This is a genomic window from Nitrosopumilus oxyclinae, from assembly GCF_013407165.1.
Taxonomy (GTDB): domain Archaea; phylum Thermoproteota; class Nitrososphaeria; order Nitrososphaerales; family Nitrosopumilaceae; genus Nitrosopumilus; species Nitrosopumilus oxyclinae.
Genome location: NZ_CP026994.1, coordinates 791,354 through 813,062, shown reverse-complemented (window position 1 = coordinate 813,062; position 21,709 = coordinate 791,354). Strand labels below are relative to the sequence as shown.

The window sequence follows — 21,709 nt, the reverse complement described above, 5'->3', positions numbered from 1 at the left end:
AGGTTATTGGAATCTAAATAAATGGGTCTGGGGCATCTAATTTATGAAGAAAGTCTTTGTTAATGGATATGGTTCTATTGGAAGCAGAATTGTTTCATTTCTAAAAGATGACCCCGAAATTACAGTTGTAGGTATTGGAAAATACTCTCCAGACAGCAAAGTAGACGATGCAATCTCTAAAGGACTAAATGTTTATGTTCCTGAATCAAAATTAGATTCTTTTTCAAATTATAAAATTTCAGGTTCTATTGAATCTGCATTAGATCAATCCGATTTAGTAATTGATGCTGCTCCTGGCGGGCATGGTTACAAAAATAAAAAAAATCTTTACGAGCCAAAAAAAATCCCTGCAATTTACCAAGGTGGAGAATCCACTACAGGTGCAGCGGCAGTATCTGAATTATTGTTTAATTCCCGAGTAAATTACAATCAGGCATTAGGAAAATACCATGTAATGCAAGGCAGCTGTAATGTTACTGGAATGGGGAGAGTTTTGGAACCATTACGAAACAAGTTTGGTGATCAATTAGTTAGATTCGATGTTACTCTAGTGAGAAGATGGGCTGATATTGAGCAAACTGAGAAAAAAGTTTCTGACACCATAGAGATGACTGAAAAACCACATCATGGTGATGACGTTAAATTATATTTTGGCAAAGATGCGCCATTATACGTTCGTGCAATCAAAGTCCCTACAAGACAAATGCACTTACACATAATGGATATTAGATTCAAAGACACTGCACCAAAACCCTCTGAAATCCACGATGTGTTTACAAATGAATTTGGTGTTGCAACACTTTGGACTGCTAAAGGTACTAAGGATGTAAGAGACTATGCTCAAAATATGGGATTTAATTTTACTGACACCAACATGATTCACATTCATGCTAACATGACTACTGCTATTGGCGATACCATTCAAATGATGTACTCTGATGATCAAACTGGAATTGTAATTCCAGAAAATCACATGTTAATGCAAGCTATGCTTTTTGAAAAATCTTACAAAGATGCATTTACACATACTGAGTCAATATTTCATATGGCTGAGAAAAAACAAAAATTACAAGAATATTTTGCTAAAAATAATTAAGTTTTAATTTTTTCAATTCTAATTTTTTTAGGAATATTTTTTGAAACTTTTTCTACGATTATTCTTAATTCATTTACTTCTACTTTATCTCCTTCTTGGGGAATATCTTGTAATCTCTCATGCAATAATCCATTTAGTGATGCATAGTCATCTCCTTCTGGAACATTCGTTTTAAAAATTTCATTAATTTTGTCAATCTCTATATCTCCATTTGTAACAATTGTATTTTGATCAATTCTTTCAAAATCTGCTTGTCTAGTCAAATCTGTTTCATCTTCAATTTCACCTACTATTTCTTCGAGAAGATCTTCTAGAGTAACTAACCCTTCTACACCTCCATGTTCATCAACTACAATTGCCATGTGTGTTTTTCTACCCTTCATCTCTTTCAATAATCCACTCACCATTTTTTCTTGAGATGCAAATACTGGTTTTCTTGCAATTTTTTCAAGACTAGTCATTTTGTTGTCTCGTTCTAGTTCTTTGAGGACATCTCTTACATGAATAAATCCGACAATGTCATCACTCGTATCCCCGTAAATTGGAATTCGTGAATGTCCACTTTGGTTAATTTGAGGTAATGCTTCAAAAAGTAACATTTTAGAATTTAATGTGAACATCTTAGTTCTTGGAGTCATAACTGAACGAATTACAGTATCATCGAATTTCAAAGCACCATGGACTAATTCCATTTCATCTTTTTCCAATGCTTTTTCTTCCAAACCTTGATCAATCACTCCTCTGATTTCTTCTTCAGTTATTGGTGGTGGGGTGGAACTACTACCAGTCATTTTTACAACTCCTTTAGTTATAATCTCAAAAAATTTTACTACTGGATAGAATACATAACTAAACACAAGTAATACTGGAGAATACCTTAATGCAATTTTAGTTGAATTGGCATTACAATATGTTTTTGGGGTGATTTCTCCAAATACTAGAATTAAAAATGTCATTATTCCAACTGCAATCCCCAATCCATCATCTCCAAATAATCTGATTGCAAGACTTGTTGCTAGTGCTGATGCACCTACATTTACCAAATTATTTCCAAGATTTACACTGGACATCATCCAACTAGGATTCATTTTTAATTTGTAGAGTGCTTTAGAACCTTTTTTACCTTCATTAAATAATTGAACTACTTTGGATTTTCTTACTCCAACAAGTGCTACTTCCAGACCGCTGAAAAATCCAGACAGTCCGATTAATACAGCTAACGCTGTAATTTCAACCCATAAATCTACCATGATATTCTCCTAGAAAATTTCTTAGAACAACTATTACAATTACTCATTTAGTTTTTTTGCACCATCTTTTGGTTGTTGGTCATTTACAAAACATGGATTTAACTCTTGAGATAAAAATTGCTTTAGAGTAATTAAGGCTAATTTTTGGGCGGGATTGCAAATTTGTTCTCAGGATTTTTATGGTAATCCACTGGTATCATTGCATCTTTTTGTCTACCCGTAAGGATTCCTACTACTACTTCATCTTTTTTAATAATCCCATCATTAATCAATTTTTTAATTCCAGCTACTGATGCACCGGATGCCATTTCACAATCAAATCCATTTAGACCGACAACTGACATTCCATCTAACATTTCAGAATCTGTAACTGTTGTTGCAACACCGTTAGTGAATTCTAATGCACGTAATCCTTTCAAAATATTTGCAGGTCTACCAATTTGTATTGCAGTAGCTTTAGTTTTTGGTCTTAATCCTTCTTTATCTAAATGATCATAATATCTTGAAATTAGTCCTGTATTTGGATTACCTTTATTCCATCTTAATTCTTCATTTTCAAATTTTCCATTATACAAATCAGATAATGTACTTGCACCTTCTGAATTGATTACTGCAATTCTTGGAATTTTTTTAATCCATCCCCATTCATATAATTCCATTAATGCTTTACCGCAACTTGAAGTATTTCCTAATGCTCCTCCTGGATATACTATCCAATCAGGTGCTTCCCAATTCAAATATTCTAATGCTCTAAATGGAATTGTTTTTTGCCCTTCGATTCTAAATGGATTAATTGAATTGACTGTGTATCCATCATGATTTTGTGCATCATCTAAGGATTGTTTTAATGCCTCATCAAAATTACCATCAACTTCTATAATTTGTGCTCCAAATTGATATGCTTGACTTAGTTTACCTGGGGCTATTTGACCTGCAGGAATATACACGTCACAGTTTATTCCTTCATTTGCTGCAAACATTCCAGCTGAAGCAGATGTATTTCCAGTTGATGCACAAACAATTTTTTTGGCACCTATCATTTTAGCATGAGTCACTGCTGTTGCCATTCCATTATCTTTGAACGAGCCACTTGGATTGTATCCTTCAGGCTGTAACCACAAATTATCGTTTGAAATATCTATGAAATTTGCAGCTTTTGACATCCTGTATGGTTTTGATTGTCTTCCTTCCGCTCCATCTAATGAAACTAGATATTTTGAACATTCTTCTAGATTTTCAGTATCGATTTGACAAAAATTTAGTAAATCTCTAAATCTCCAAACTCCACTTTCATTAAATATACTATTTTCAGAATCCCGTCTCTTGTAAAAAACTTCTTTGAGTTTTGGAGATGGTTTATTTTTGTATTTTACATCTAAAAGATGCCCTTTCTCACATTGAACATTTGTGTTTTCAATTGGATATTCTAACCCACATTGTGGATCAATACACTTGAGATAGGCGTCCCCTTGCATAGTAATTTTAGATAATCGGTGATAATTTAAAGGAAATCATGTAAAAATTGATTGAGCTTTACCATATTTGCTAAACTTTAGATTGGATGTTTATCCACTACAAATGTGGTCACATACAATGAACATCTCAAGAAGATTATTTCTCAAACTCTTGAATCATATCATATCCTTAAAGAAATTCAAGATAAACCTGGAGATCTTGATAACATCAAGAAAGAGATGTTAAAAATTAATGGGTTTCTTAAGGTGATAACTAACAATATTGATGAATATAAAATCAGCCATTCTGATTTTAAAAAATTAAAATCTAAATTTACTCATTATTTAGAAAATTATTTTTTTGAAAAGGAGATTGAAACAATGGCTCCATTATATTCAAATGATGTACACCGAGTGAAAAATATGAGATTTAAAATTCTTGAAGCATTAGAAGATAAAAAAATGATAGACAGTATGGAGGATTTAGTAGAAAAGATATGACAAATGGAAAAAAATGCATTCTATGTGGTTGCCGTGATCATAAACTTTTTGGATGTAATAGACACATGTCCAAAAAATGTAGTTGTTTCAAAAAGGATAATTAATTTTATTTTCGTTTTGGTCCAGATCTTTCATGGAAATTCAAACAGCATTTACATTCTTTTTCACGACATTCTGCCTCACTATGATGACCACAGATCCCACATTCGCAGCTACTTGACATGATATTGGTTGTATGATTTAGAATATAATTTATCCCCCAATTTTTTATGAGTTTATGGTCAAAATGTGACTATTTTTTTGATTTTGATTTTGTTTTTTTTGCTGGTCTATCTTCCAATTCTTTTTTAATTTCATCTGCTTTATGCTCTACTGCTTTGATGATCTCTTGGATGATTCCATCTAAATCGCTATCTTCAGCTTCTGGTTCTATTGTACTTGCAATTTCTGTAATGGTATTTGAAATTTCAGAACTTACATCTTCGAAACTTTCAGGGTCTTCATAAGCTGCATTGTAAAGATCTTTTAAATTATTGACATGACCGATTACTTGCTCAGTTAGAACTATCTTGTAATCTGTTCCATTCACTTCGAATTCTTTAGAACTCATATTGTTTTTTCAATAACTTGAGTTTATAATGTTTTCAGCTAATTTATTCACATATTGGATTGATAAATAATCAAAAAATTATGTAATCTAATGCTGAAGCATCACTGATTAATCTGGTATGTTTTGATCCTACTACATAACCATTTTTGATATCTTCTGCTGGTATCCATCTATTTGTAGAAGAGTAATGTCTTTTTTCAGCTAATTCTCTTTCAATTGCTTCGATATCAAATTCTGCCTCTTCAACTTGTTGTGTTGTAAGATGTTTGATGGTTACCATGATCTTAGTAACTTTTACACGATCACCGAACTTCCATTTTAGTACTGGATTTTCATCTGAAACTTCTAGTACTTTGATCTTCATTTGCTTTTTTCCAAATGCGTCATGACTGATTAATGCTCTTTCATCTGTAAATTCCTCAAAACTTATTCTTGAATTTACTTCGGCATCAGATACTGTTTCAAGTAAAGATTCTACCTTATTTTCTGATGATTCTTTATTGATCTTCTCTTCAGACATGCATCTACTTGACATCTTATCCTTAAAAACGATTTGAAGAATTAATCTGATTTAGCACTAGTTCGTTGTTTAGTCTTAAATGGCATTTTGCATTCTTTGAGGAATAATTCTTTTCTAGACCCCTCTATTTTGGCATAAAATTTACCTTCATATGTACACACGCAGTCAGTAATTTCTAGAGATTCATCCCAGATTTTGAAATATTCTCTCAATTCTCTATTCTCATATTTTCCAATGTCAATTCTTTTCTTTGATAGAAATTTGAATGCCAATAGAACATTTCTTTTTTTATAAATATCAAAAGTCTTAATCCAGGATAGGCAGCGTTCAATTTGATCTGCAGGTACTGGAAGAGATGTACTGGTTCCTGATTTTGCCTCTATGGTAAAGATTGCACTATTATCAGTATTTACAGCCAATACATCAGGTAATGCTATGCTTGGGGAGCCTAATCTAAATGCCTTCCAATCATCGGTATTATTAAATCGCTTTACAATCGTATCTTCCCACTGGTATCCTCTCTGTCTGCGTGTTCTTGCAGCTCTTTGATTATTCGTAATGGGTGGTAGATTTTCTTTTTGCTTTGTAACTGTTAGTGCCGAAAATTTTGATCTCAATACCATACTGTTCGTCTATTGTGTATAGTAAAGTAGGTAATTATACAATAACTCGACAAATTATTGTGTAAATGCCATAATCATCTTAACCTTTTAGAATCTAATAATATTCATAAAAATTTGAATTCATAGAGTAATTAAAAGATGAAAGTCAAGATGTGCAGTAATCTAGATACTGTTATCTCTAACCTTCTAAATTAGTTGGAATTTGCGATCTATAAACTTGTCGTATGATAGTTTAAGGTACATTATCAACTTGTGCCTATTTCTCAAAAATATTTAGAATACAATCTATGCAAATTCTAAGTGGAAAATAAATAATTATGTCTTCTAAAACAAAAATTACTACAATAGATATTTTAAAATCTTGAAAACATGAATTATAGAATGTCTGAATTTGACATAATAATTGAAAAACTCTTGGAGCAAAGGAATTCTTATCTAAATACATTGAAACATCTAGATTTTGAACTAATATTGGATCTTTCTAATGATGAAATTAAAAATATAGAAAAATTACAAACAATCACAATAGGTGAAATAAAAAAAATAGAACAAGAAATTGCTTTTTTAACATCTAAAACTGATGAAAAACTACAATGAGTTTATCAAACCCGACTAAATGTAAAAAATTATGCTAGAGGAATTAGTACAAAATCTAGTTGATGTAAAGAGAAATTTTGCCAAAAATTACTCTGGAAATGCACATATTCAAGAAGTAATTCCATCATCTGTTTCAGATAAATTCCAATTATCATCAAATCATTTACAACAACTTCATGAGTTTGCCCTCAAAAATCCAATTTACTTTAATCATTACGAAGAGGATATTGATGGAACCATGTGTACTGTCTATGAAGGGGACATTAACCAATATTGGTTAAACAGTATCAAACATGGTTCGAGTTGTCAGCCATTTTATCCTACATGGATTATGTCTGCATATGTGATGACAAGTATTGCTAAGGAACTTGGGTATGCTGAATTAGTGGATATTGGTTCAGGGGATGGGAGAATAGCTTTTTCTGGAACTATTTTAGGACAAACATCTCACAGCATTGAAATCGATGATGTCTTAGTTGAATTACAAGATACCATCTGTAAATCTACAAAACAAGACTTTAATCCAAAATGTGATGATGCTTTGGAATTAGATTATTCTGAATTAAAATTAAATAAACCTGTTTTTTTCATAGGTGGTCTTCCACAAATGGGTGGGGATGTATTGGCAACAAGTATTATAGAAAAAATTAATTGTATTTCAGATTTAAAAAAGAACACATGTATTGTTTTTGCCGGTACTCATACTAAAAGACAATTATCTGGAAATTTAGAAAATGGTGGGTGGAGTTCATTGATTGAAAAACACAATTTGAAAGTAATTGATACTGTATCTCTACCAACAATTTGGACATTTGATCAAACAGTAGAAACCCCTTACATCTATACTGAATTTAACTAACTTCAAAAAAATAATTCCCTTGAGAAATCCCACATTTTGAAATTATCACTGACTGTCCTACCTCTGGGATTTTTGAAATAGTTGCAATAATTCTAAACGTTTTTTCAATTTCGACCAGGCAAAAATATTGCTCATTTTTACCTGAAAATTCAATTATTTTAGCCTCAAAATTACCCTCATCTAGTGAGACTTCTCCAAAACAGTGATTGCAAAATTCTGATGCAGGCCATACGATTTTTTTACATTTATCGCATTTTGGAATACAAAAAATTCCTTCATTCAATTTATTTTCAAAACTCATTTTTCTAAAACCAATACTGTAGATGATGTTGCAGCTGCTGACATGTTGTGAACCAATCCTGTTTTAGAGTTATCTACTTGTCTTTTATTTGCAGTTGATTGTAGTTGTTGTGTAATTTCTATAGTTTGAGCAATCCCAGTAGCACCAAGAGGGTGACCGCATCCAATTAAACCCCCTCTTGGGTTTACTTTGAAATTATCAGTATCATGTAATTCTTTAATCATATCCATACTCTTTCCTTCTTGTGATAATCCTAATGATTCCAGTGCCATTGGTTCGCAAACTGAAAATGCATCATGCAATTCTATAACATCAATATCTGAAATATTTTTCTTTGACATTTTTAATGCTACATTGCCTGCTTGTTTGGTAGAATCCATGGATGTAAATGAAGTATTTTTTGTAAATCCAGCCGATGTTGTTTTTTGACCAATTCCTGTTATCCAAACAGGATTCTCAGAAAGTTCTTTCACTTTATCTTCAGAACCTAGAATAATTGATGCACTTCCAGTACATGGTCTTGAACAATCTAATAATCTGAGATCATCTGTAAGTTGTTTTGAATTCACTACCTCCTCAACTGTGAATGTTTTATGTGAAAATGCATTCTCATTCTCTATTGCTTGTTTGTGATTTTTTACTGAAACTATTGCTAATTGTTCATCTGTAATACCAAATTTCCGTTTGTATGATTTTGAAAATATTGAAGACCAAAAAATTGGATGCTTGAATTCTCCACGTGAATTATCCCACTCCAATACACTCCCTGGACTATCGTATCTTTCAGCACCTGTAACTAAAACTAGATCTGCAAGACCCGAAGCTATGTAAGAATATGCTGAAACAATGGAATTTGTGCCTGAATTACATAAATTTTCAATAGAATGGGCTATTTTTGGCTGAATACCTGCCATTTCAGATAGTATTGGGGAGAGGTACTTTGAATTGCTATTTGTAGAAACTAAAACAGCATCAATTTCACTTCTGCTGATATGTGAGTTGTTTTTGAATAATTCTTTTGTAGAATCAAATAAAATAGATTCTATTTTTTTATCCTCTTTTGTAAAAGGTGTGATCCCATATCCTATAATTCCAACTTTATTCATATCATTGATCCAAAAATGTTTTTTTGAATAACTCAAATGAATTCATTGTGGATCCAATTGGGTTAAATTGTAAAATAGGTTGCTCAATTCCAATATCGATGAAATTCTTTAATTGTTTTTTACATTCTTCTGATGTTCCAGAAATTGCAAGGGATTGTAACATGCTATCAGTTACCAAATTATGGGTTGATTTAAATCCTGATTTTTTAAATTCATCATAAATTTCACTAGTTTCTTTTTGAAACCCATTATCTGATAAAAATTTACGATAAATATCGCCTACTGAAATATAAAATGCAACTGTCTTTTTTGTTCTCAATATTGCTTCTTCAGAATTTTCAGACACACATGTAATTATTTGACATGTCACATCTATTTTTTTCTTTGATTGCATTTTAGATATAGTTTGTTTCATTTCATTTAGTGGTCTAAGGTAAAAAATTACCCCATTGCCAATTTCCCATGCAAGATCTACCATTTTTTTATTAATTGCTGCAAGATAAATTGGAATTTCTTTTCTTTGTGGTTTGATTAGTAATGTAAAATTATTTAATTTAAAAATTTGACCATCATAATTTACTTGTTTTCCTGATAATGCAAGACGAATTATTTCCACATATTCTTTCATTCTTTGTAATGGTTTTTCAAATTTATTTCCATGAAATGATTCAACTATTGGTAAGCTACTTGTTCCAAGTCCTAGTACTAATCTGCCATTTGATAGTGTATCAACTGTTGATGCCCCCATAGCAATAGTTGATGGACTTCTAGAATAGATGTTGATAATTGATGAGCCTATTTTTTGTTTTTTTGTTTTGGCCGATACTGCTCCTAGCATTGAGAAATTCTCCATACCCCACGTTTCAGGCACCCATACTGTATCGGTATTTGTTTTAGAAATAATTTCTGAGCATTTTAGAACCTCTTCTATGGATAGTAATGAACCTAGACTACATGCAATACGCATGAAATTGCTATGTGTTTTGGATATTCTAGTGTTCTGTTTTAGTAAGGGGTGAATTTTGGTTGAGGTCGAGTATTATCAGATCGGTTTAGAATTAGAATTATGAGCGAACAAGTATTCTCAGAAGAATCTGACAAAAAACCAACATTTTGGGACAATGCAACAAAATATGCTTCAATTAGTAAAGATGAATTGTTTGTTGAAGAAATAGCATATTGTATGGTCACATTACATAGAACCGGTGCATAAAAACACAATATTTTATTTTATTATTTTATCTATTTCTAAAGAACATTCTTCCATATCTTTGAATGAATCTACTGAATACCATTTGACATTTTTAAATTTTTCAATATTGAGTTTTCCTTTTTTGGCATAATCTGGAAAAACTGTTTTTTCTATATCTCCTTTTTTTGGTAGATCTTTTAGAATGTCTCTTTCTAAATGATAAATCCCTGCATTCATCCACACATCTGAAATTTCTTTTTTTTCTTTGAACTTTGTAATTTTATCTTCACTAATTTCCAATACTCCAAATTTTGTTTTTAATTCAATTGATGCAATTGAATTTTGTTTCTTTGATAATTTTTTTAAATCTATGTTTGTTATCGTATCTCCATTAATGACAAAAAATGATTTATCTTTGATTAATTTACCTGCTTTTTTAATTGCACCCCCTGTGCCTAATGGTGTTTTTTCAATAGAGAATTTTATTTTAATTCCTAAATTTTTAATTTTCAAATAATCTTCAATCATTTCTTGTTTATATCCTGTACAAATTATTACTTCAGACACACCATATTTTTTAAGATATTTTAATTGCCATTCTATGATTGGAGTGTTTTTGATTGGTACTAGTGGTTTTGGAACATAGTCTGTAATTGGTCTTAATCTTTTCCCTCTTCCTCCTGCCAAAATTATTGCTTTCATCTATTTGGTGGTAGATTTTTCAGGTTTTATGTTTTCAGTCTTTACGATATCTTCCATCTTTTTTGCAAATTCATTATAGATGTTCTCAAGTTCCTTTAATGGCATTTCAATACCTAGTAATTTCATAGTTTTATTCCAAGATTCAATATACTTTTCATCATCTAGACCTTTTCCGAGAGTTTCTGCAATGGAGTGAACTCCCTCAGTTTTTCCTAGAGCATAAATTGCAATATCTCTATCTGTCAACAATATTTTTCACTTTCTGTAAGGTAGTAGTTCAAATCTCTCACGACCTGCATTAGATGAAATAGTGTATATAAATAAATAGAAAAGGTCTATTCGGATTTAATGTCACTGTCATAATAGTATAATTCAGTGTAGCATTCAAGACAATGCGGAGAATCAATCTTGGATTTTTTCATGTTAACAACTGCTTTCTTCAGTTAAATTGTAATGTAATTCTTGATAGCATTCAACGCAATAATTTTTAAATTTAGTATGATCACAATCGTAGACCTTGTTTACATCATTTTCACACTTTGCACAAATAGTCATGCTAAATGTTTAAGATTTTTTTATCTTAATTGCACCTAATGCAATTTGTAAAATTGCTGGAGCAAATAACATTATTGGATTTCTCTCTACACCTTCTGGGGCAGGAGTTCCTACCATTGCAAGACCTCCAATTAGAATTAAAACTCCTGATACTATTATTAGTCCGCCTAATTTCATTGATGGTTGTTTAAATGATATGAAAAATGCAATTATTGGTAAAAGAATTGCTGGACCTCCTAGTCCTGCACCTCGTTGCATGTCATCTAATGGTAAAAAGCCATCATGATTATCACTCCCCATTGCAACGGCAACATCTGCTCCATACAAAACAAGTAATCCTATAGAAATTGCTGATAATACAATAGATGTTTTAAGAAGCATGATTTGATTTGCTATTCACAACTAATAAATCTAATCCGATGCTTTGACAACAGTTTTTGGTTTTATATTCTCTAATTTTTTTAACAACTCTTCAATTGACTCACCATTCACACCAACTATGTTGATGTGCCCTAATTTTCGAAGAGGTTTTGAGATTTTTTTACCATACATTTTCAAAAATACTCCATTATCAGAAATATCTAGTGGGTCATATTCTCCTGTAAACCCATCACTTCCCAAAATATTGTACATTATGGAATTATGAATTAATTCTGTACTTCCTAATTCTAACCCTAGAATTGCTTTTAGATGCTGTTCAAATTGAGACGTTTTACTAGATTGTAACGTATGATGTCCAGAATTATGAACTCTTGGGGCTATTTCATTAATCATTACTTCATCATCATTAGTTACAAACATCTCTATGCCGAATATTCCAGCACCTTTTAGTACCGACATTGTTTTTTCAGCTATCTTTTCTGCCTTGTCTGAAATATTTTTAGAAACTCTGGCAGGTGCTATTGTTTCTCGTAAAATATTATGTTCATGTATATTTTCAACTAGAGGATATGTTTTGATTTGACCTTTGGTGTTTCTTGAAGCAATTACAGATACTTCCATACTGAACGGTACAAATTTTTCTAAAAGAAGAGGTTGCCCTTTGAAATAATCAAATGCTTTTTGAACTCCATCTTCAGAGTTAATTTTAAAATTACCTCTTCCATCATATGCGTCCCTTCGAGCTTTTAGCATTGCAGGAAGTCCAAATTTCTCTAATCCTCTCTTAACATCATCAATATTACTGATTTCCATAAAATCTGGTATTGGTATGTTATTTTCTTTAAGAAAAGATTTTTGTAAGAATTTGTCTTGGATGATTTTCAAAGTTTCAGGTGATGGGTTGATTTGAGATTTACCCTCAACTGATTTTAAGACATCACTATCTCCTGATTCAATTTCATATGTGATAATGTCAGATTTATTTGCCAATTCAATAATGGCGTCTTTGTCTTTAAAATCTGCGATAATTTGGGTTGCTCCTACTTGGGAAGCAGGACAATTTTCAGTAGGATCTAACACAATAATTTCAGATATTTCGTTAGGCATTTTTTTAGCTGCCTCTGTGATCATCATTCCTAGTTGACCTCCGCCAATAATTCCAAGAATTTTTGCCATTACTGAATTGTTCTTTTTGGATTAAAAATATCTAATGTATTTGGAATGATATTTTTGATTATTTCTTAATAGAATTGTTAATTACTCTCTAGTTTTTTCTATTATCATGGCATATTCAAAAAAACCATTAGTTGGAATTATCATGGGATCAAGTTCTGATAGTAGAATTATGCAGGGTGCTGCAGAGATTTTAGACGAGTATAAAATTAAACATGAAGATCAAATCGTATCTGCACATAGAACTCCTGCAAGATTGGCAGAATATGCAAAACATGCTGAGAAGATGGGATTTAAAATTATTATTGCTGGAGCAGGTGGTGCTGCACATTTACCTGGAATGATTGCATCTCACACTACAATTCCAGTAATTGGAGTTCCAATTCTGGTTTTCAATGATAAACATCCAAAAAAATCAGACACAGCGAAATTTTCTGCGTTTGGCGGATTAGATTCATTGCTGTCAATAACTGAAATGCCATCTGGTTCTCCAGTGGTAGCTGTTGGAGTTAACAAAGCAGGCAATGCCGCAATCTATGCTATGAAGATGTTGGCAAATGAATTTCCAGATTTGAAAAAAATTCTAAAACAACATAAATCCAATCAGCATAATTCAGTCATGAAAGAGTCTGATCAATTAAAAAAAGAAGGTCTTTCAAAATTTGCAAAAAAGAAATTCAAATAGATTATGTCAGTAATGTGAATTGAATATTTTTCTTTTTTAATGCATCAATAAGTAATTCTGCTTGTTCTTTTCCTTGAGTTTCTAGACTTAATGTAACGCCTGCAGATCCTGCATTGATGTTGGAGCTCAGTCTATCATGCACTACTTCAACGATATTTGCATTTGCTAAAGTTATTTCATCAACAATTTCTTTGAATGCACCTGGTCTATCAGGTAGCAAAATAGATAATTTTAACAATCTGCCCATTGCTGCAAGGCCTTTATCTACAATTTGTCCTAATAGATACATATCCACATTACCTCCGGCCAATATTGCTACAACTTTTTTCCCTACTGCAGGTTTTTTAGAAATTAGATAAGCTAAACTCGATGCACCTGCAGGTTCAACTACAAACTTCATTCTTTCCATTAGCAAGAACATCGCTTTTGTAATTTCAATATCATCTACTAGGACTATTTCATCTATAAGATCTTTAATGATTGTAAATGTTAACTGTCCTGGAACCTTGACTGAAATGCCGTCAGCTATAGTTCTCTCCCCCCCACTAGATGTAATTGATCCTTGTTTTACAGAATCATGCATGGATGGGAATGACTTTGATTGTACTCCTATAACTTTGATTTGTGGATTTTTTTCTTTAATTGCAATTAGTGTACCTGCTGCCAATCCACCACCCCCTATTGGCACATAGATTTCATCTACATCTGGCAAATCTTCTAGTATTTCTAATCCAATTACACCTTGTGCGGCAATTATCTGTGGATCATCAAAAGCATGAATCATTATTGCTCCCGTTTCTTTTGCTATTTCTTTAGCTTTTGCTGATGATTCATCATAGTTTACTCCCTCCAGTATTACATTAGCACCATAACCTCTAGTTGCAGAAACTTTTGCAGGGGATGCATTTTTTGGCATTACAATGGTACATGGAATTTTTTCTAATGATGATGCAAATGCAACACCTTGTGCATGGTTACCTGCAGAAGCTGCAACAACTCCATGTTTTTTTTCTTCATTAGATAATGATTTAATTTTAAAATAAGCTCCACGAATTTTAAATGAACCAGTTTTTTGTCTAAATTCTGCTTTAAGATACACTTCGGAACCTGTCATGTCACTAAATGTTGAAGTGTGTATCAGAGGTGTTTTTTTAATTTCATTACCTCGTAATGCATTTGCAGCCAGTATGTCATCATATGTAGGGTTCATTGGAAATCATGCTATTGATTTGGCGTATTTGTCTTCTTCTATCCAAAAATTGTATTTTTAGTCAAATTTTATGCGTATATTTTGAGGAATGCCTAAATAGTAAAAAAATTCACGTTCAAAGTATATCCGGTGGCCGAATCTCCCCTTTGAGATAATTTCTCATTTTTCGGTCACTTGGGTTTTATTATGATTGAATAACTTTTTCAAGTTCAGTTAATCGTTTTAGAATATTTTCTTTTACACTATCTGACATTTTTCTTGGATCAAACACTCCTTCACGGTTCCCATTTTTAATAAATTCCAAGTCTAATGATAACAAACATCCCTCTTCGCCTGAAACTAATCTAGGGTCATCGATTAACACAGGAGATGTTTGATAAGTTTCAAGTAAAAGTGAATCAAGTTCTGAAAACAATTTAGATTTTTTTTCAGATAATTCTTGAAAATCAACCCCTGCATCTTTTTGAATTTCTTCAAATACTTTTTCTCTGAATTCATCGTTTTCATAAAACACTTCAAACAATTTCTGATGATCAAAATCTTTGTATCCCATCTCTTTTAGTTTATTCAAAACTAATTGATCACTATTATCTGATAGTTGCTCCTGTTCGTTTTTAGTTAAATCTACAATTTCTGCTAATTCTTTTTGACAGTCAATTACACGTTGGATGGGTTTGTAATATAACAACACATGAAACTGTAATGACAAATGTCCAGATAACAAATAACTCCCTTCAGAAATCTCGAATTTTGTAAAAATTCGTCTTACATCTTGATTATTTGTAATGGATACATCTTGAACAGACCATTCTTTAAGAGAATCATTTATTTTTTGAAAATAATCTGTAATTTTTTTTGGATCAAATGTTTTTTGATCCGTAATGGTTGAATCACCCATCATTACTTTTACATCTACCATTTTGGTAACGTCTATAATTTTTGGAAGAAATGATTTTTGAATTGATTCACTCTTTTCATTTAAAATTTGAATGAAATCATTAGATGATCTTGAACCTAATCTCACAGGAAATATCTGAAAATTGCTCTCCTTAAACCTTCATCCTTAAATCTAAATAGATTAAAAGGCCCTCATAGGCATGAGCAGTTCAGTGATTTCTTGTGATCATTGTAATGCTGATATTACAGAGTATTATCATACTGGATACAAGGGTAAACGAGGCAAATGCCCAAAATGTGGAGTGGATTTCCCACTAGAATAAGGTGATTGAATGACTAGAGAAGAAAATGAGATTAAATCAAAATCAGAAAATATTGATCAACCCAACAATGTTGTAGATATGATGCTTAGTAAAAATCAGCAACCAACATTAGATTCTGAAACCATGATTTTAGAAACTCAAAAAAGAGTTTGGGCTGCTCTGAAAAAAGGTTATGAGTATACTGGATTAATTGATGAATCTGATGCATATCTAAGAAAACATGTTTTATCAAAAATAGATATGGTTGTACTTTATGTAGATTTAGTTGGTTCAACAACAATGACATTGGAGATGCCTGCAGAAAAAATTGCAATTATCATAAGCTCATTTTCTCAAGAGATGGCTGCAGTTATTAGACAACATCATGGATATGTTTTAAAATTTGTAGGAGATGCAGTAATTGGATATTTTGTTAGGGATGAAAGTGGACTACTTGCAGCGGATAATGCCGTGGATTGTGCTAACTCTATGATATCAATTATTCAAAAAGGAATCAACCCAATTCTAAATCAATATGATTATCCGGATTTAATGGTAAAGATCGGAGTTGATTTTGGTCAAAACATTGTAGTAAGATATGGTTCAGATATTGAAAATTCGCATGTAGATTTAATGGGACCTGCAATGAATATTGCAGCAAAAATCCAAAACATGGCAAAACCTAATCAAATTTTAATTGGCAATGACGTTTACCAAAGACTACATCCTAGTTCTCAAAAAGATTTCGTACGGATTATTTGGACAAAAGATGAATGGAAATATCGTTCAAGAGCTACCGGGGAAACTTATCATGTCTATGAATTCAAAGGATGAATCTTAAACTGTAAAATTATCTGGACACTCAACATGTTCATAGTGATGTTCTGTAAATTTCTCTTGAACTACATAAATTACAATTTTATGAAGATCTTTTCCTTCAATATCTTTTTTACATTTTAAACATGCTTTTTTTGATTGTTCCAACTGTATTTGCGATCCAAACTGCGAATCTATAAGGATCTGCGATCAGCTCAAGTTGAGCTAAGGCACCTGAGAATTGAGTTAATGGTATATCAAATGCGTAAAGCAAGCCACAAATATAGCAAATATTGAGGATATTCATGGATAATGTGGTAACTGACCATCTACGTAATCTCTATGGATTAAATCCAAACATACCACATGTAGCATTCCAATTTCCAAGACTGCCTCCGGGATTATCAAATCCAATGTTCAAAAACCATGAGAATCCTATGAAAGCACAATTTTTACAAAATGCAGAAAACATGGCTCAGAAACTTCAAGGATTCCAGCACATGTATCAACAATACGCTGCAGGCCTGCTAACGATGACATCTTCCGTAATACCACCAGGACATCCTGCATACACTAGACAAAATTCCATAGAAACACTACAAACAGAAAATGACAAACTGATTAAAGAAAATTTAGAATTAAAGAAAAAATTAGACAAAGAAAAAAATTCAAAATAATTACTAGTGTTAAAAATTGAAAATAGACAACATCCTTATTAATTTCAAAAATTAGTTTGATTATGGTAAAAACTGCTGCTGATAAATGGAAAGACACCGTAATTAAATATAGAAAAAATTGCCAAAAAATTTTAGAGATATCTGACAATATACGATATGCTGGAATTGTTAATGCATATGGCAGAACATTAACTGGAATGATCAAACCAAACCTCAAACCTCTTTTACAATCAGAAGATTTCAAAAATGAATTATTTGTAATATCTACACTAATTTCACTAAGGCGAGATTCAGTAGGAGCAATTGGAAAATTAGAACATGTTGTTTTACAACATCAAAAAATAACGATTGTTATTTTACAAAAAAACAATGTAACATACTATGTCTCAGTAAATAGAAAAGAAAAAGACTTAGAGAAGACTATCGCTTCAATTAAAAAGACAATCTAAGCTGGCGTAAATCCTTGGTATCCGCCTGTCTGTTGATCTTTATCATCAAATACAGGTTCAAATAAAGAAATTAGATAGTCATCAGGATCTAAAATTACTGCATTTAGTCCTGCATCTTTTTCAACAACATCACGATGAATTGTGACACCTTTTGACTTTAATTCTTCAACAGCGGATTTTACATCACCGACAATGAAACCTATAGTAATTCCATTTTCTATAGAACTGCCAATATGTTTTGCAGTTAGTGATGCTGGATGTAAACTCAATAATGCACCAGTAGTACCCAAATCAACCCAGGATCTTCTTTGACTTTTTATTGGAAGCCCTATGATTTCATGGTAAAATTTCAGGGATTTGTCAATATCAGTTACAGCTAATATTACATTTCCTACTTTTTTGATGTTCACATAAAGTATACAATAAAGTTCTTTAAATCAATTGCGTCATTGCACTTCAACCATAGTTTCAGTTCTATCAACTCCGTTGATTTTCTGAATTTGGTTTGCAACCTCTTTTATCTGAACCAGTTCTTTAACATCAATTATCGCAACTGCGTCAAATTGCCCACTAGTTGGAAATGAATCAGCAACAAAAGCAATTTTCTTTAATCTTGCAGCAATTAGTTTTTTTGGAGATTTAACCAAAATTATAGCTCTTACCATCCCATGTTGACCTCCACTTCAATCAAAGTTTCAGTGGTTACGATATCTTTGATTTTTTTAAAATCAATTACCATATTGTTTATTTCATCAATATTGCCTTGCAATAAGACGCTGATATCAGCTCGTCCGGCAACCACCATGATTTGTTTTAAAATCTTACGTTTTTTCTTTAAAATCTCTACAACCGTATCAACTTTTCCAGGTTTGACTGTAATCAAACATAATGCACGCATACATAGTATATGTCACCGGATCGGATAAAGATTCCTAGTCTGATGCTTCTTGTGAACGAGCCTCTTCTAGATATGCTCGTCTTTCTTCATTGACTTTCTCTTGATCAATTACAATATCATCATCCACTATGACAATACCTCCATCTACAAATGGTTCTTCTTTTTGTTTTTTAGATTTTGTTTTAGATTTGGCACCTTTTGACTTGGTTGTTGTTTTCTTCACAGGTGTTTTTTTCACTGTTTTCTTTGCAACTTTTTTTTCTGCCATGAATCTCGAAAATCAAGAGTCAGGGTGGTTTTTAAAGATTATGCAGAATATGTTTTAGATCAAATTGATAATTTTTTATCGATCAAACTGGCCATCTGAGTCAACAAATAACACATAATTCACTTTATCATCAAATTATACAAATAACTCTCATTGGGAGGTGAAGAAAAATAGCAACATTAGCAGATTACCAAATAACAGGAAACAGTGCATCTCTGGCAAAAATTGGAGAACAATCATTTACAATTACTTTTGTGGAAGATTCCAATTATACCCAAGGTGAGGTTGTTACCCCGGGGGTAAAGATTACCACCAAAGAAATGTTTGATGTGGATGGAAACCAAATAAACAAATTTCACACTACACGTGTGGCCATAGTTAATAGATTCAAAAATGAAACACTCCGAGAAGATATTAACAATAAACAAATTCCATTAGGTCCCGTCAAATGCATTTCTGAAAAATCAGCATCTGGAAAAAGTTTTTACAATTTAGTAGATGCATAAATAATGAAACCCTGAAAAGGTTTCCCACCTCTTCTTTATTTCTAAAGAAAAGGGAATAAAATGAAAACCAAATTGTATAAATCCATTATCTACTTAACATTATTGTAATTTTTAAAAAATACTAAATTTTATCTGAATTATTTTTATTAATATCATATTTCAGTAAATTGGGTCTTTTTCAATTCTAAAATATTAAATTATTTGATTTTTCAATAAGATCTTCAATCTACAAAAAAACTTTCATTTGAATGAAAGTGGTGCCGAGGGCATGATTTGAACAAGCGACAGCCCGGTCTTCAGCCGAGTGCTCTTCCAGGCTGAGCTACCTCGGCACTTAGAAAAAATGAATAATGTTGAGGAATTAAAGTTTGTCTTTTTAGATCTTCCAAGGAATATCGTCTATGTTTTTTCGCTTATTGATTAAACGACTCATGACAAAAAACAAATCAGACAAACGATTAAGGTATTTTATACAATTTGAGTTAATTTCATCTTTTTCACTAAGTAGAACAGTTTGGGATTCTGCTCTTCTCACGACCGTTCTGACATAATGTAATTGTGCAGCAGATGGATCTCCTCCAGGTAGAATGAAATTTGTTAGAGGGGGCAATTCTAATTCAAATTTATCGATATACTGTTCTAAATTTGTCACCATTTCTAGAGACACTCTATTTTTTACATCATTGAGATTGGGATTTGAAAGATCTGCCCCCACTAAAAATAAGTCATTTTGAATTTTAGTTAAAACATTACGTATGTCACCCTCTAGCGGATTTGCCAAAACTATGCCAAGTGCTGCATTTGCCTCATCTACTGTACCATATGAAATAATTCTGGGATGTGATTTACCTATTCTATAATTTCCTTGTAAACCTGTATTTCCATCATCACCTGTTTTGGTGTATATTTTCATAATTATCTATTTTGTAGATTGCTATTATGTTATTCGAAATGTAATGATATGAAAATTCATTAGGAGATTACTCTAGATAAAATACACATAATGATATTAGATTTTTTAAAAACTGTGATTAATTTGAAAAAAATCCCCCGACAAGGGTGGATTGATAAATTATCGATACCACACCCTGAATCTGTAGCAGATCATACATACTCTATGGCAATGATGGGTATGATTATATCTGATTTAGAAAATTATAATTTTGAAAAAATTATCAAAATGATATTACTTCATGATTTAGCTGAATCAAAAATAGGAGATTACACACCAGGTCAGATAGATTTGGTGAAAAAAAATGAAATAGAAAATGAGGCATTTTTAAAAATTTTAGAAAATTTACCTGTATCAATTAAATCACAATATCAGATTATTTGGAACGAATTTCAAGAAAATAATTCTCCTGAATCTCAAATAGTTCATCAACTTGATAGATTGGAGATGGCTCTACAAGCCAAAACATATCAAAATGAAGGTTATTCCACAGAAAAATTAGAATCCTTTTTTGAATCTGCAAAAAAAGATATCACACATCCAAAATTAAAAGAAATATTTAGAAATATCATCGAGAATGAATAGTATGTCTGAAACTGAAAAGGATGAATTAATTGATGCTCAAAAACAAGTTATAGGAATATTATTTGAAGTAATCAAAAGATTACAAGCAAATAATGATCTCGATGAAGAGTATTTTAAAATAATTTCAAATGGCACAAAAAACGATGATCGAATTAAAAAAATAATTAACGAGAGAACAGAAAATGCAAAAATTGTCGGTAGGTTATTAGAGCAATTAGAGACTTAATTTCAACAACCACAATCATCGTCAGATATTATTCTAAGATGGGCTGTCTGCTGATATTTATCTTGGACATAATTTGCAAGGTTTACTATTCGAATTCGAGGTTCACGAGTAGTCCAATTACCTTCATTTTCAAACCAAAATTCAATTTCATCAAGGTCATATCGCTCATTTTTTTCAACTAGTCCTTTGAAGATTAATTTTATTTCATCAATTTCAGATTCAGTAAGTTTTGATTTGTCCTCAACAATACTGGTGATTTCATTTAATTTGATTATCACATTGTTTGTCAAAGGCATATTTTGTATTGTTTTGAGATTC

At 31.7% G+C, this 21,709-nt stretch carries 34 protein-coding genes and 1 tRNA gene; 13 read left to right on the top strand and 22 right to left on the bottom strand.

All coding sequences use genetic code 11. The features are described from left to right. The first annotated feature begins 43 nt into the window (after positions 1-43). Complete coding sequence (locus C5F49_RS04800) at positions 44-1,096, top strand: type II glyceraldehyde-3-phosphate dehydrogenase (protein WP_179361881.1); 1,053 nt, start codon at positions 44-46, stop codon at positions 1,094-1,096. On the opposite strand, the gene C5F49_RS04795 is transcribed toward C5F49_RS04800, so the two are convergent. Beyond that, positions 1,093-2,346: a hemolysin family protein gene (locus C5F49_RS04795; RefSeq protein WP_179361880.1), complete on the bottom strand. Its 1,254-nt coding sequence runs from the start codon at positions 2,344-2,346 to the stop codon at positions 1,093-1,095. The two genes, C5F49_RS04800 and C5F49_RS04795, sit on opposite strands and share 4 nt — an antisense overlap. 137 nt (positions 2,347-2,483) lie before the next feature. Then, positions 2,484-3,821 carry a threonine synthase gene (gene thrC, locus C5F49_RS04790; RefSeq protein WP_179361879.1) on the bottom strand — a complete coding sequence of 446 codons (1,338 nt, stop codon included), beginning with the start codon at positions 3,819-3,821 and terminating at the stop codon, positions 2,484-2,486. A 105-nt stretch (positions 3,822-3,926) separates the two neighbouring features. On the opposite strand from thrC, the gene C5F49_RS04785 reads away from it, so the two are divergent. After that, positions 3,927-4,301, top strand: a complete 375-nt coding sequence (locus C5F49_RS04785) for a hypothetical protein (RefSeq protein WP_179361878.1) — start codon at positions 3,927-3,929, stop codon at positions 4,299-4,301. A gap of 292 nt (positions 4,302-4,593) precedes the next feature. Here C5F49_RS04785 and C5F49_RS04780 read toward each other — a convergent pair whose 3' ends face one another. From C5F49_RS04780 to C5F49_RS04770, 3 genes are all read right to left on the bottom strand, one after another. Beyond that, positions 4,594-4,911, bottom strand: coding sequence for a hypothetical protein (locus C5F49_RS04780; protein WP_179361877.1), 318 nt, complete (start codon positions 4,909-4,911; stop codon positions 4,594-4,596). A gap of 70 nt (positions 4,912-4,981) precedes the next feature. Beyond that, complete coding sequence (locus C5F49_RS04775) at positions 4,982-5,431, bottom strand: hypothetical protein (RefSeq protein ID WP_179361876.1); 450 nt, start codon at positions 5,429-5,431, stop codon at positions 4,982-4,984. 41 nt (positions 5,432-5,472) lie between these two features. Next, on the bottom strand, positions 5,473-6,054 hold the full coding sequence (locus C5F49_RS04770) for a resolvase (RefSeq protein ID WP_179361875.1): 582 nt from the start codon (positions 6,052-6,054) through the stop codon (positions 5,473-5,475). A 381-nt stretch (positions 6,055-6,435) separates the two neighbouring features. Between C5F49_RS04770 and C5F49_RS04765 the strand changes: the two genes are divergently transcribed. Beyond that, positions 6,436-6,651, top strand: coding sequence for a hypothetical protein (locus tag C5F49_RS04765; RefSeq protein WP_179361874.1), 216 nt, complete (start codon positions 6,436-6,438; stop codon positions 6,649-6,651). Between the two features lie 31 nt (positions 6,652-6,682). Further along, positions 6,683-7,510, top strand: coding sequence for a hypothetical protein (locus C5F49_RS04760; protein ID WP_179361873.1), 828 nt, complete (start codon positions 6,683-6,685; stop codon positions 7,508-7,510). On the opposite strand, the gene C5F49_RS04755 is transcribed toward C5F49_RS04760, so the two are convergent. The 3 genes from C5F49_RS04755 to C5F49_RS04745 are packed head-to-tail and all read right to left on the bottom strand — an operon-like array spanning position 7,503 to position 9,884. Further along, positions 7,503-7,811 carry a zinc ribbon domain-containing protein gene (locus C5F49_RS04755; RefSeq protein ID WP_179361872.1) on the bottom strand — a complete coding sequence of 103 codons (309 nt, stop codon included), beginning with the start codon at positions 7,809-7,811 and terminating at the stop codon, positions 7,503-7,505. The genes C5F49_RS04760 and C5F49_RS04755 overlap by 8 nt on opposite strands. Continuing rightward, positions 7,808-8,917: a thiolase family protein gene (locus C5F49_RS04750; RefSeq protein ID WP_179361871.1), complete on the bottom strand. Its 1,110-nt coding sequence runs from the start codon at positions 8,915-8,917 to the stop codon at positions 7,808-7,810. The genes C5F49_RS04755 and C5F49_RS04750 overlap by 4 nt, the downstream gene beginning before the upstream one ends. A gap of 1 nt (position 8,918) precedes the next feature. Further along, positions 8,919-9,884 (bottom strand): LLM class flavin-dependent oxidoreductase, encoded by a 966-nt coding sequence (locus C5F49_RS04745; RefSeq protein WP_179361870.1) that lies wholly within the window; start codon positions 9,882-9,884, stop codon positions 8,919-8,921. A gap of 99 nt (positions 9,885-9,983) precedes the next feature. Between C5F49_RS04745 and C5F49_RS04740 the strand changes: the two genes are divergently transcribed. Further along, positions 9,984-10,130: a hypothetical protein gene (locus C5F49_RS04740; RefSeq protein WP_179361869.1), complete on the top strand. Its 147-nt coding sequence runs from the start codon at positions 9,984-9,986 to the stop codon at positions 10,128-10,130. 12 nt (positions 10,131-10,142) lie between these two features. Here C5F49_RS04740 and C5F49_RS04735 read toward each other — a convergent pair whose 3' ends face one another. The 4 genes from C5F49_RS04735 to C5F49_RS04720 all read right to left on the bottom strand — a co-directional run bounded on the left by C5F49_RS04735 (position 10,143) and on the right by C5F49_RS04720 (position 12,923). After that, on the bottom strand, positions 10,143-10,811 hold the full coding sequence (locus tag C5F49_RS04735; RefSeq protein WP_179361868.1) for a nucleotidyltransferase family protein: 669 nt from the start codon (positions 10,809-10,811) through the stop codon (positions 10,143-10,145). Continuing rightward, complete coding sequence (locus C5F49_RS04730) at positions 10,812-11,060, bottom strand: hypothetical protein (RefSeq protein WP_179361867.1); 249 nt, start codon at positions 11,058-11,060, stop codon at positions 10,812-10,814. It lies immediately after the preceding gene. Between the two features lie 315 nt (positions 11,061-11,375). After that, positions 11,376-11,747, bottom strand: coding sequence for a hypothetical protein (locus C5F49_RS04725; protein WP_179361866.1), 372 nt, complete (start codon positions 11,745-11,747; stop codon positions 11,376-11,378). A gap of 30 nt (positions 11,748-11,777) precedes the next feature. Beyond that, a complete protein-coding gene (locus tag C5F49_RS04720; protein WP_179361865.1) occupies positions 11,778-12,923 on the bottom strand; it encodes a 5-(carboxyamino)imidazole ribonucleotide synthase in 1,146 nt (381 codons plus the stop codon). Between the two features lie 106 nt (positions 12,924-13,029). Here C5F49_RS04720 and purE point away from each other — a divergent pair, with 106 nt between their 5' ends. Further along, on the top strand, positions 13,030-13,605 hold the full coding sequence (gene purE / locus C5F49_RS04715; RefSeq protein WP_179361864.1) for a 5-(carboxyamino)imidazole ribonucleotide mutase: 576 nt from the start codon (positions 13,030-13,032) through the stop codon (positions 13,603-13,605). Between the two features lies 1 nt (position 13,606). Here purE and ilvA read toward each other — a convergent pair whose 3' ends face one another. Continuing rightward, the gene (ilvA, locus tag C5F49_RS04710) at positions 13,607-14,815 is read right to left on the bottom strand and encodes a threonine ammonia-lyase (protein ID WP_179361863.1); all 1,209 of its coding nucleotides are present in this window, start codon (positions 14,813-14,815) and stop codon (positions 13,607-13,609) included. 184 nt (positions 14,816-14,999) lie between these two features. Beyond that, the gene (locus C5F49_RS04705; protein ID WP_179361862.1) at positions 15,000-15,839 is read right to left on the bottom strand and encodes a hypothetical protein; all 840 of its coding nucleotides are present in this window, start codon (positions 15,837-15,839) and stop codon (positions 15,000-15,002) included. Between the two features lie 73 nt (positions 15,840-15,912). Between C5F49_RS04705 and C5F49_RS09690 the strand changes: the two genes are divergently transcribed. Together C5F49_RS09690 and C5F49_RS04700 are read left to right on the top strand one after the other, a co-directional pair. Further along, the gene (locus C5F49_RS09690; RefSeq protein WP_281361099.1) at positions 15,913-16,035 is read left to right on the top strand and encodes a hypothetical protein; all 123 of its coding nucleotides are present in this window, start codon (positions 15,913-15,915) and stop codon (positions 16,033-16,035) included. A gap of 9 nt (positions 16,036-16,044) precedes the next feature. Further along, positions 16,045-16,848, top strand: coding sequence for an adenylate/guanylate cyclase domain-containing protein (locus C5F49_RS04700; RefSeq protein WP_179361861.1), 804 nt, complete (start codon positions 16,045-16,047; stop codon positions 16,846-16,848). A gap of 3 nt (positions 16,849-16,851) precedes the next feature. On the opposite strand, the gene C5F49_RS04695 is transcribed toward C5F49_RS04700, so the two are convergent. Continuing rightward, positions 16,852-16,998 (bottom strand): hypothetical protein, encoded by a 147-nt coding sequence (locus C5F49_RS04695; protein ID WP_179361860.1) that lies wholly within the window; start codon positions 16,996-16,998, stop codon positions 16,852-16,854. A 137-nt stretch (positions 16,999-17,135) separates the two neighbouring features. Here C5F49_RS04695 and C5F49_RS04690 point away from each other — a divergent pair, with 137 nt between their 5' ends. Beyond that, positions 17,136-17,507 carry a hypothetical protein gene (locus C5F49_RS04690; protein ID WP_179361859.1) on the top strand — a complete coding sequence of 124 codons (372 nt, stop codon included), beginning with the start codon at positions 17,136-17,138 and terminating at the stop codon, positions 17,505-17,507. A gap of 62 nt (positions 17,508-17,569) precedes the next feature. Further along, positions 17,570-17,956 carry a hypothetical protein gene (locus C5F49_RS04685; RefSeq protein ID WP_179361858.1) on the top strand — a complete coding sequence of 129 codons (387 nt, stop codon included), beginning with the start codon at positions 17,570-17,572 and terminating at the stop codon, positions 17,954-17,956. On the opposite strand, the gene C5F49_RS04680 is transcribed toward C5F49_RS04685, so the two are convergent. From C5F49_RS04680 to C5F49_RS04665, 4 genes are read right to left on the bottom strand one after another with little or no spacing between them, the layout of a single operon-like run. After that, positions 17,953-18,366: a VOC family protein gene (locus tag C5F49_RS04680; protein WP_179361857.1), complete on the bottom strand. Its 414-nt coding sequence runs from the start codon at positions 18,364-18,366 to the stop codon at positions 17,953-17,955. The genes C5F49_RS04685 and C5F49_RS04680 overlap by 4 nt on opposite strands. 36 nt (positions 18,367-18,402) lie before the next feature. Next, positions 18,403-18,621, bottom strand: a complete 219-nt coding sequence (locus C5F49_RS04675; protein ID WP_179361856.1) for an Lrp/AsnC ligand binding domain-containing protein — start codon at positions 18,619-18,621, stop codon at positions 18,403-18,405. Further along, complete coding sequence (locus C5F49_RS04670) at positions 18,615-18,854, bottom strand: hypothetical protein (protein WP_179361855.1); 240 nt, start codon at positions 18,852-18,854, stop codon at positions 18,615-18,617. Before C5F49_RS04670 ends, C5F49_RS04675 begins: the two co-directional genes overlap by 7 nt. A 34-nt stretch (positions 18,855-18,888) precedes the next feature. Continuing rightward, entirely contained in the window at positions 18,889-19,122 is a 234-nt protein-coding gene (locus C5F49_RS04665) for a hypothetical protein (protein ID WP_179361854.1), read from the bottom strand. A 254-nt stretch (positions 19,123-19,376) separates the two neighbouring features. On the opposite strand from C5F49_RS04665, the gene C5F49_RS04660 reads away from it, so the two are divergent. Beyond that, positions 19,377-19,628: a hypothetical protein gene (locus C5F49_RS04660; protein ID WP_246275285.1), complete on the top strand. Its 252-nt coding sequence runs from the start codon at positions 19,377-19,379 to the stop codon at positions 19,626-19,628. Positions 19,629-19,883: 255 nt separating this feature from the next. Here the strand turns inward: C5F49_RS04660 and C5F49_RS04655 are convergent. After that, a tRNA-Phe gene (locus C5F49_RS04655) sits at positions 19,884-19,960 on the bottom strand. Positions 19,961-20,004: 44 nt separating this feature from the next. Further along, positions 20,005-20,541: a cob(I)yrinic acid a,c-diamide adenosyltransferase gene (locus C5F49_RS04650; RefSeq protein WP_179363556.1), complete on the bottom strand. Its 537-nt coding sequence runs from the start codon at positions 20,539-20,541 to the stop codon at positions 20,005-20,007. 90 nt (positions 20,542-20,631) lie between these two features. Here C5F49_RS04650 and C5F49_RS04645 point away from each other — a divergent pair, with 90 nt between their 5' ends. Together C5F49_RS04645 and C5F49_RS04640 are read left to right on the top strand one after the other, a co-directional pair. After that, positions 20,632-21,165: an HD domain-containing protein gene (locus C5F49_RS04645; RefSeq protein WP_179363555.1), complete on the top strand. Its 534-nt coding sequence runs from the start codon at positions 20,632-20,634 to the stop codon at positions 21,163-21,165. 1 nt (position 21,166) lies between these two features. Then, the gene (locus tag C5F49_RS04640) at positions 21,167-21,391 is read left to right on the top strand and encodes a hydrolase (RefSeq protein WP_179363554.1); all 225 of its coding nucleotides are present in this window, start codon (positions 21,167-21,169) and stop codon (positions 21,389-21,391) included. A gap of 2 nt (positions 21,392-21,393) precedes the next feature. Here the strand turns inward: C5F49_RS04640 and C5F49_RS04635 are convergent, their stop codons facing one another. Beyond that, positions 21,394-21,687 carry a hypothetical protein gene (locus tag C5F49_RS04635; protein WP_179363553.1) on the bottom strand — a complete coding sequence of 98 codons (294 nt, stop codon included), beginning with the start codon at positions 21,685-21,687 and terminating at the stop codon, positions 21,394-21,396. Positions 21,688-21,709: the final 22 nt, after the last annotated feature.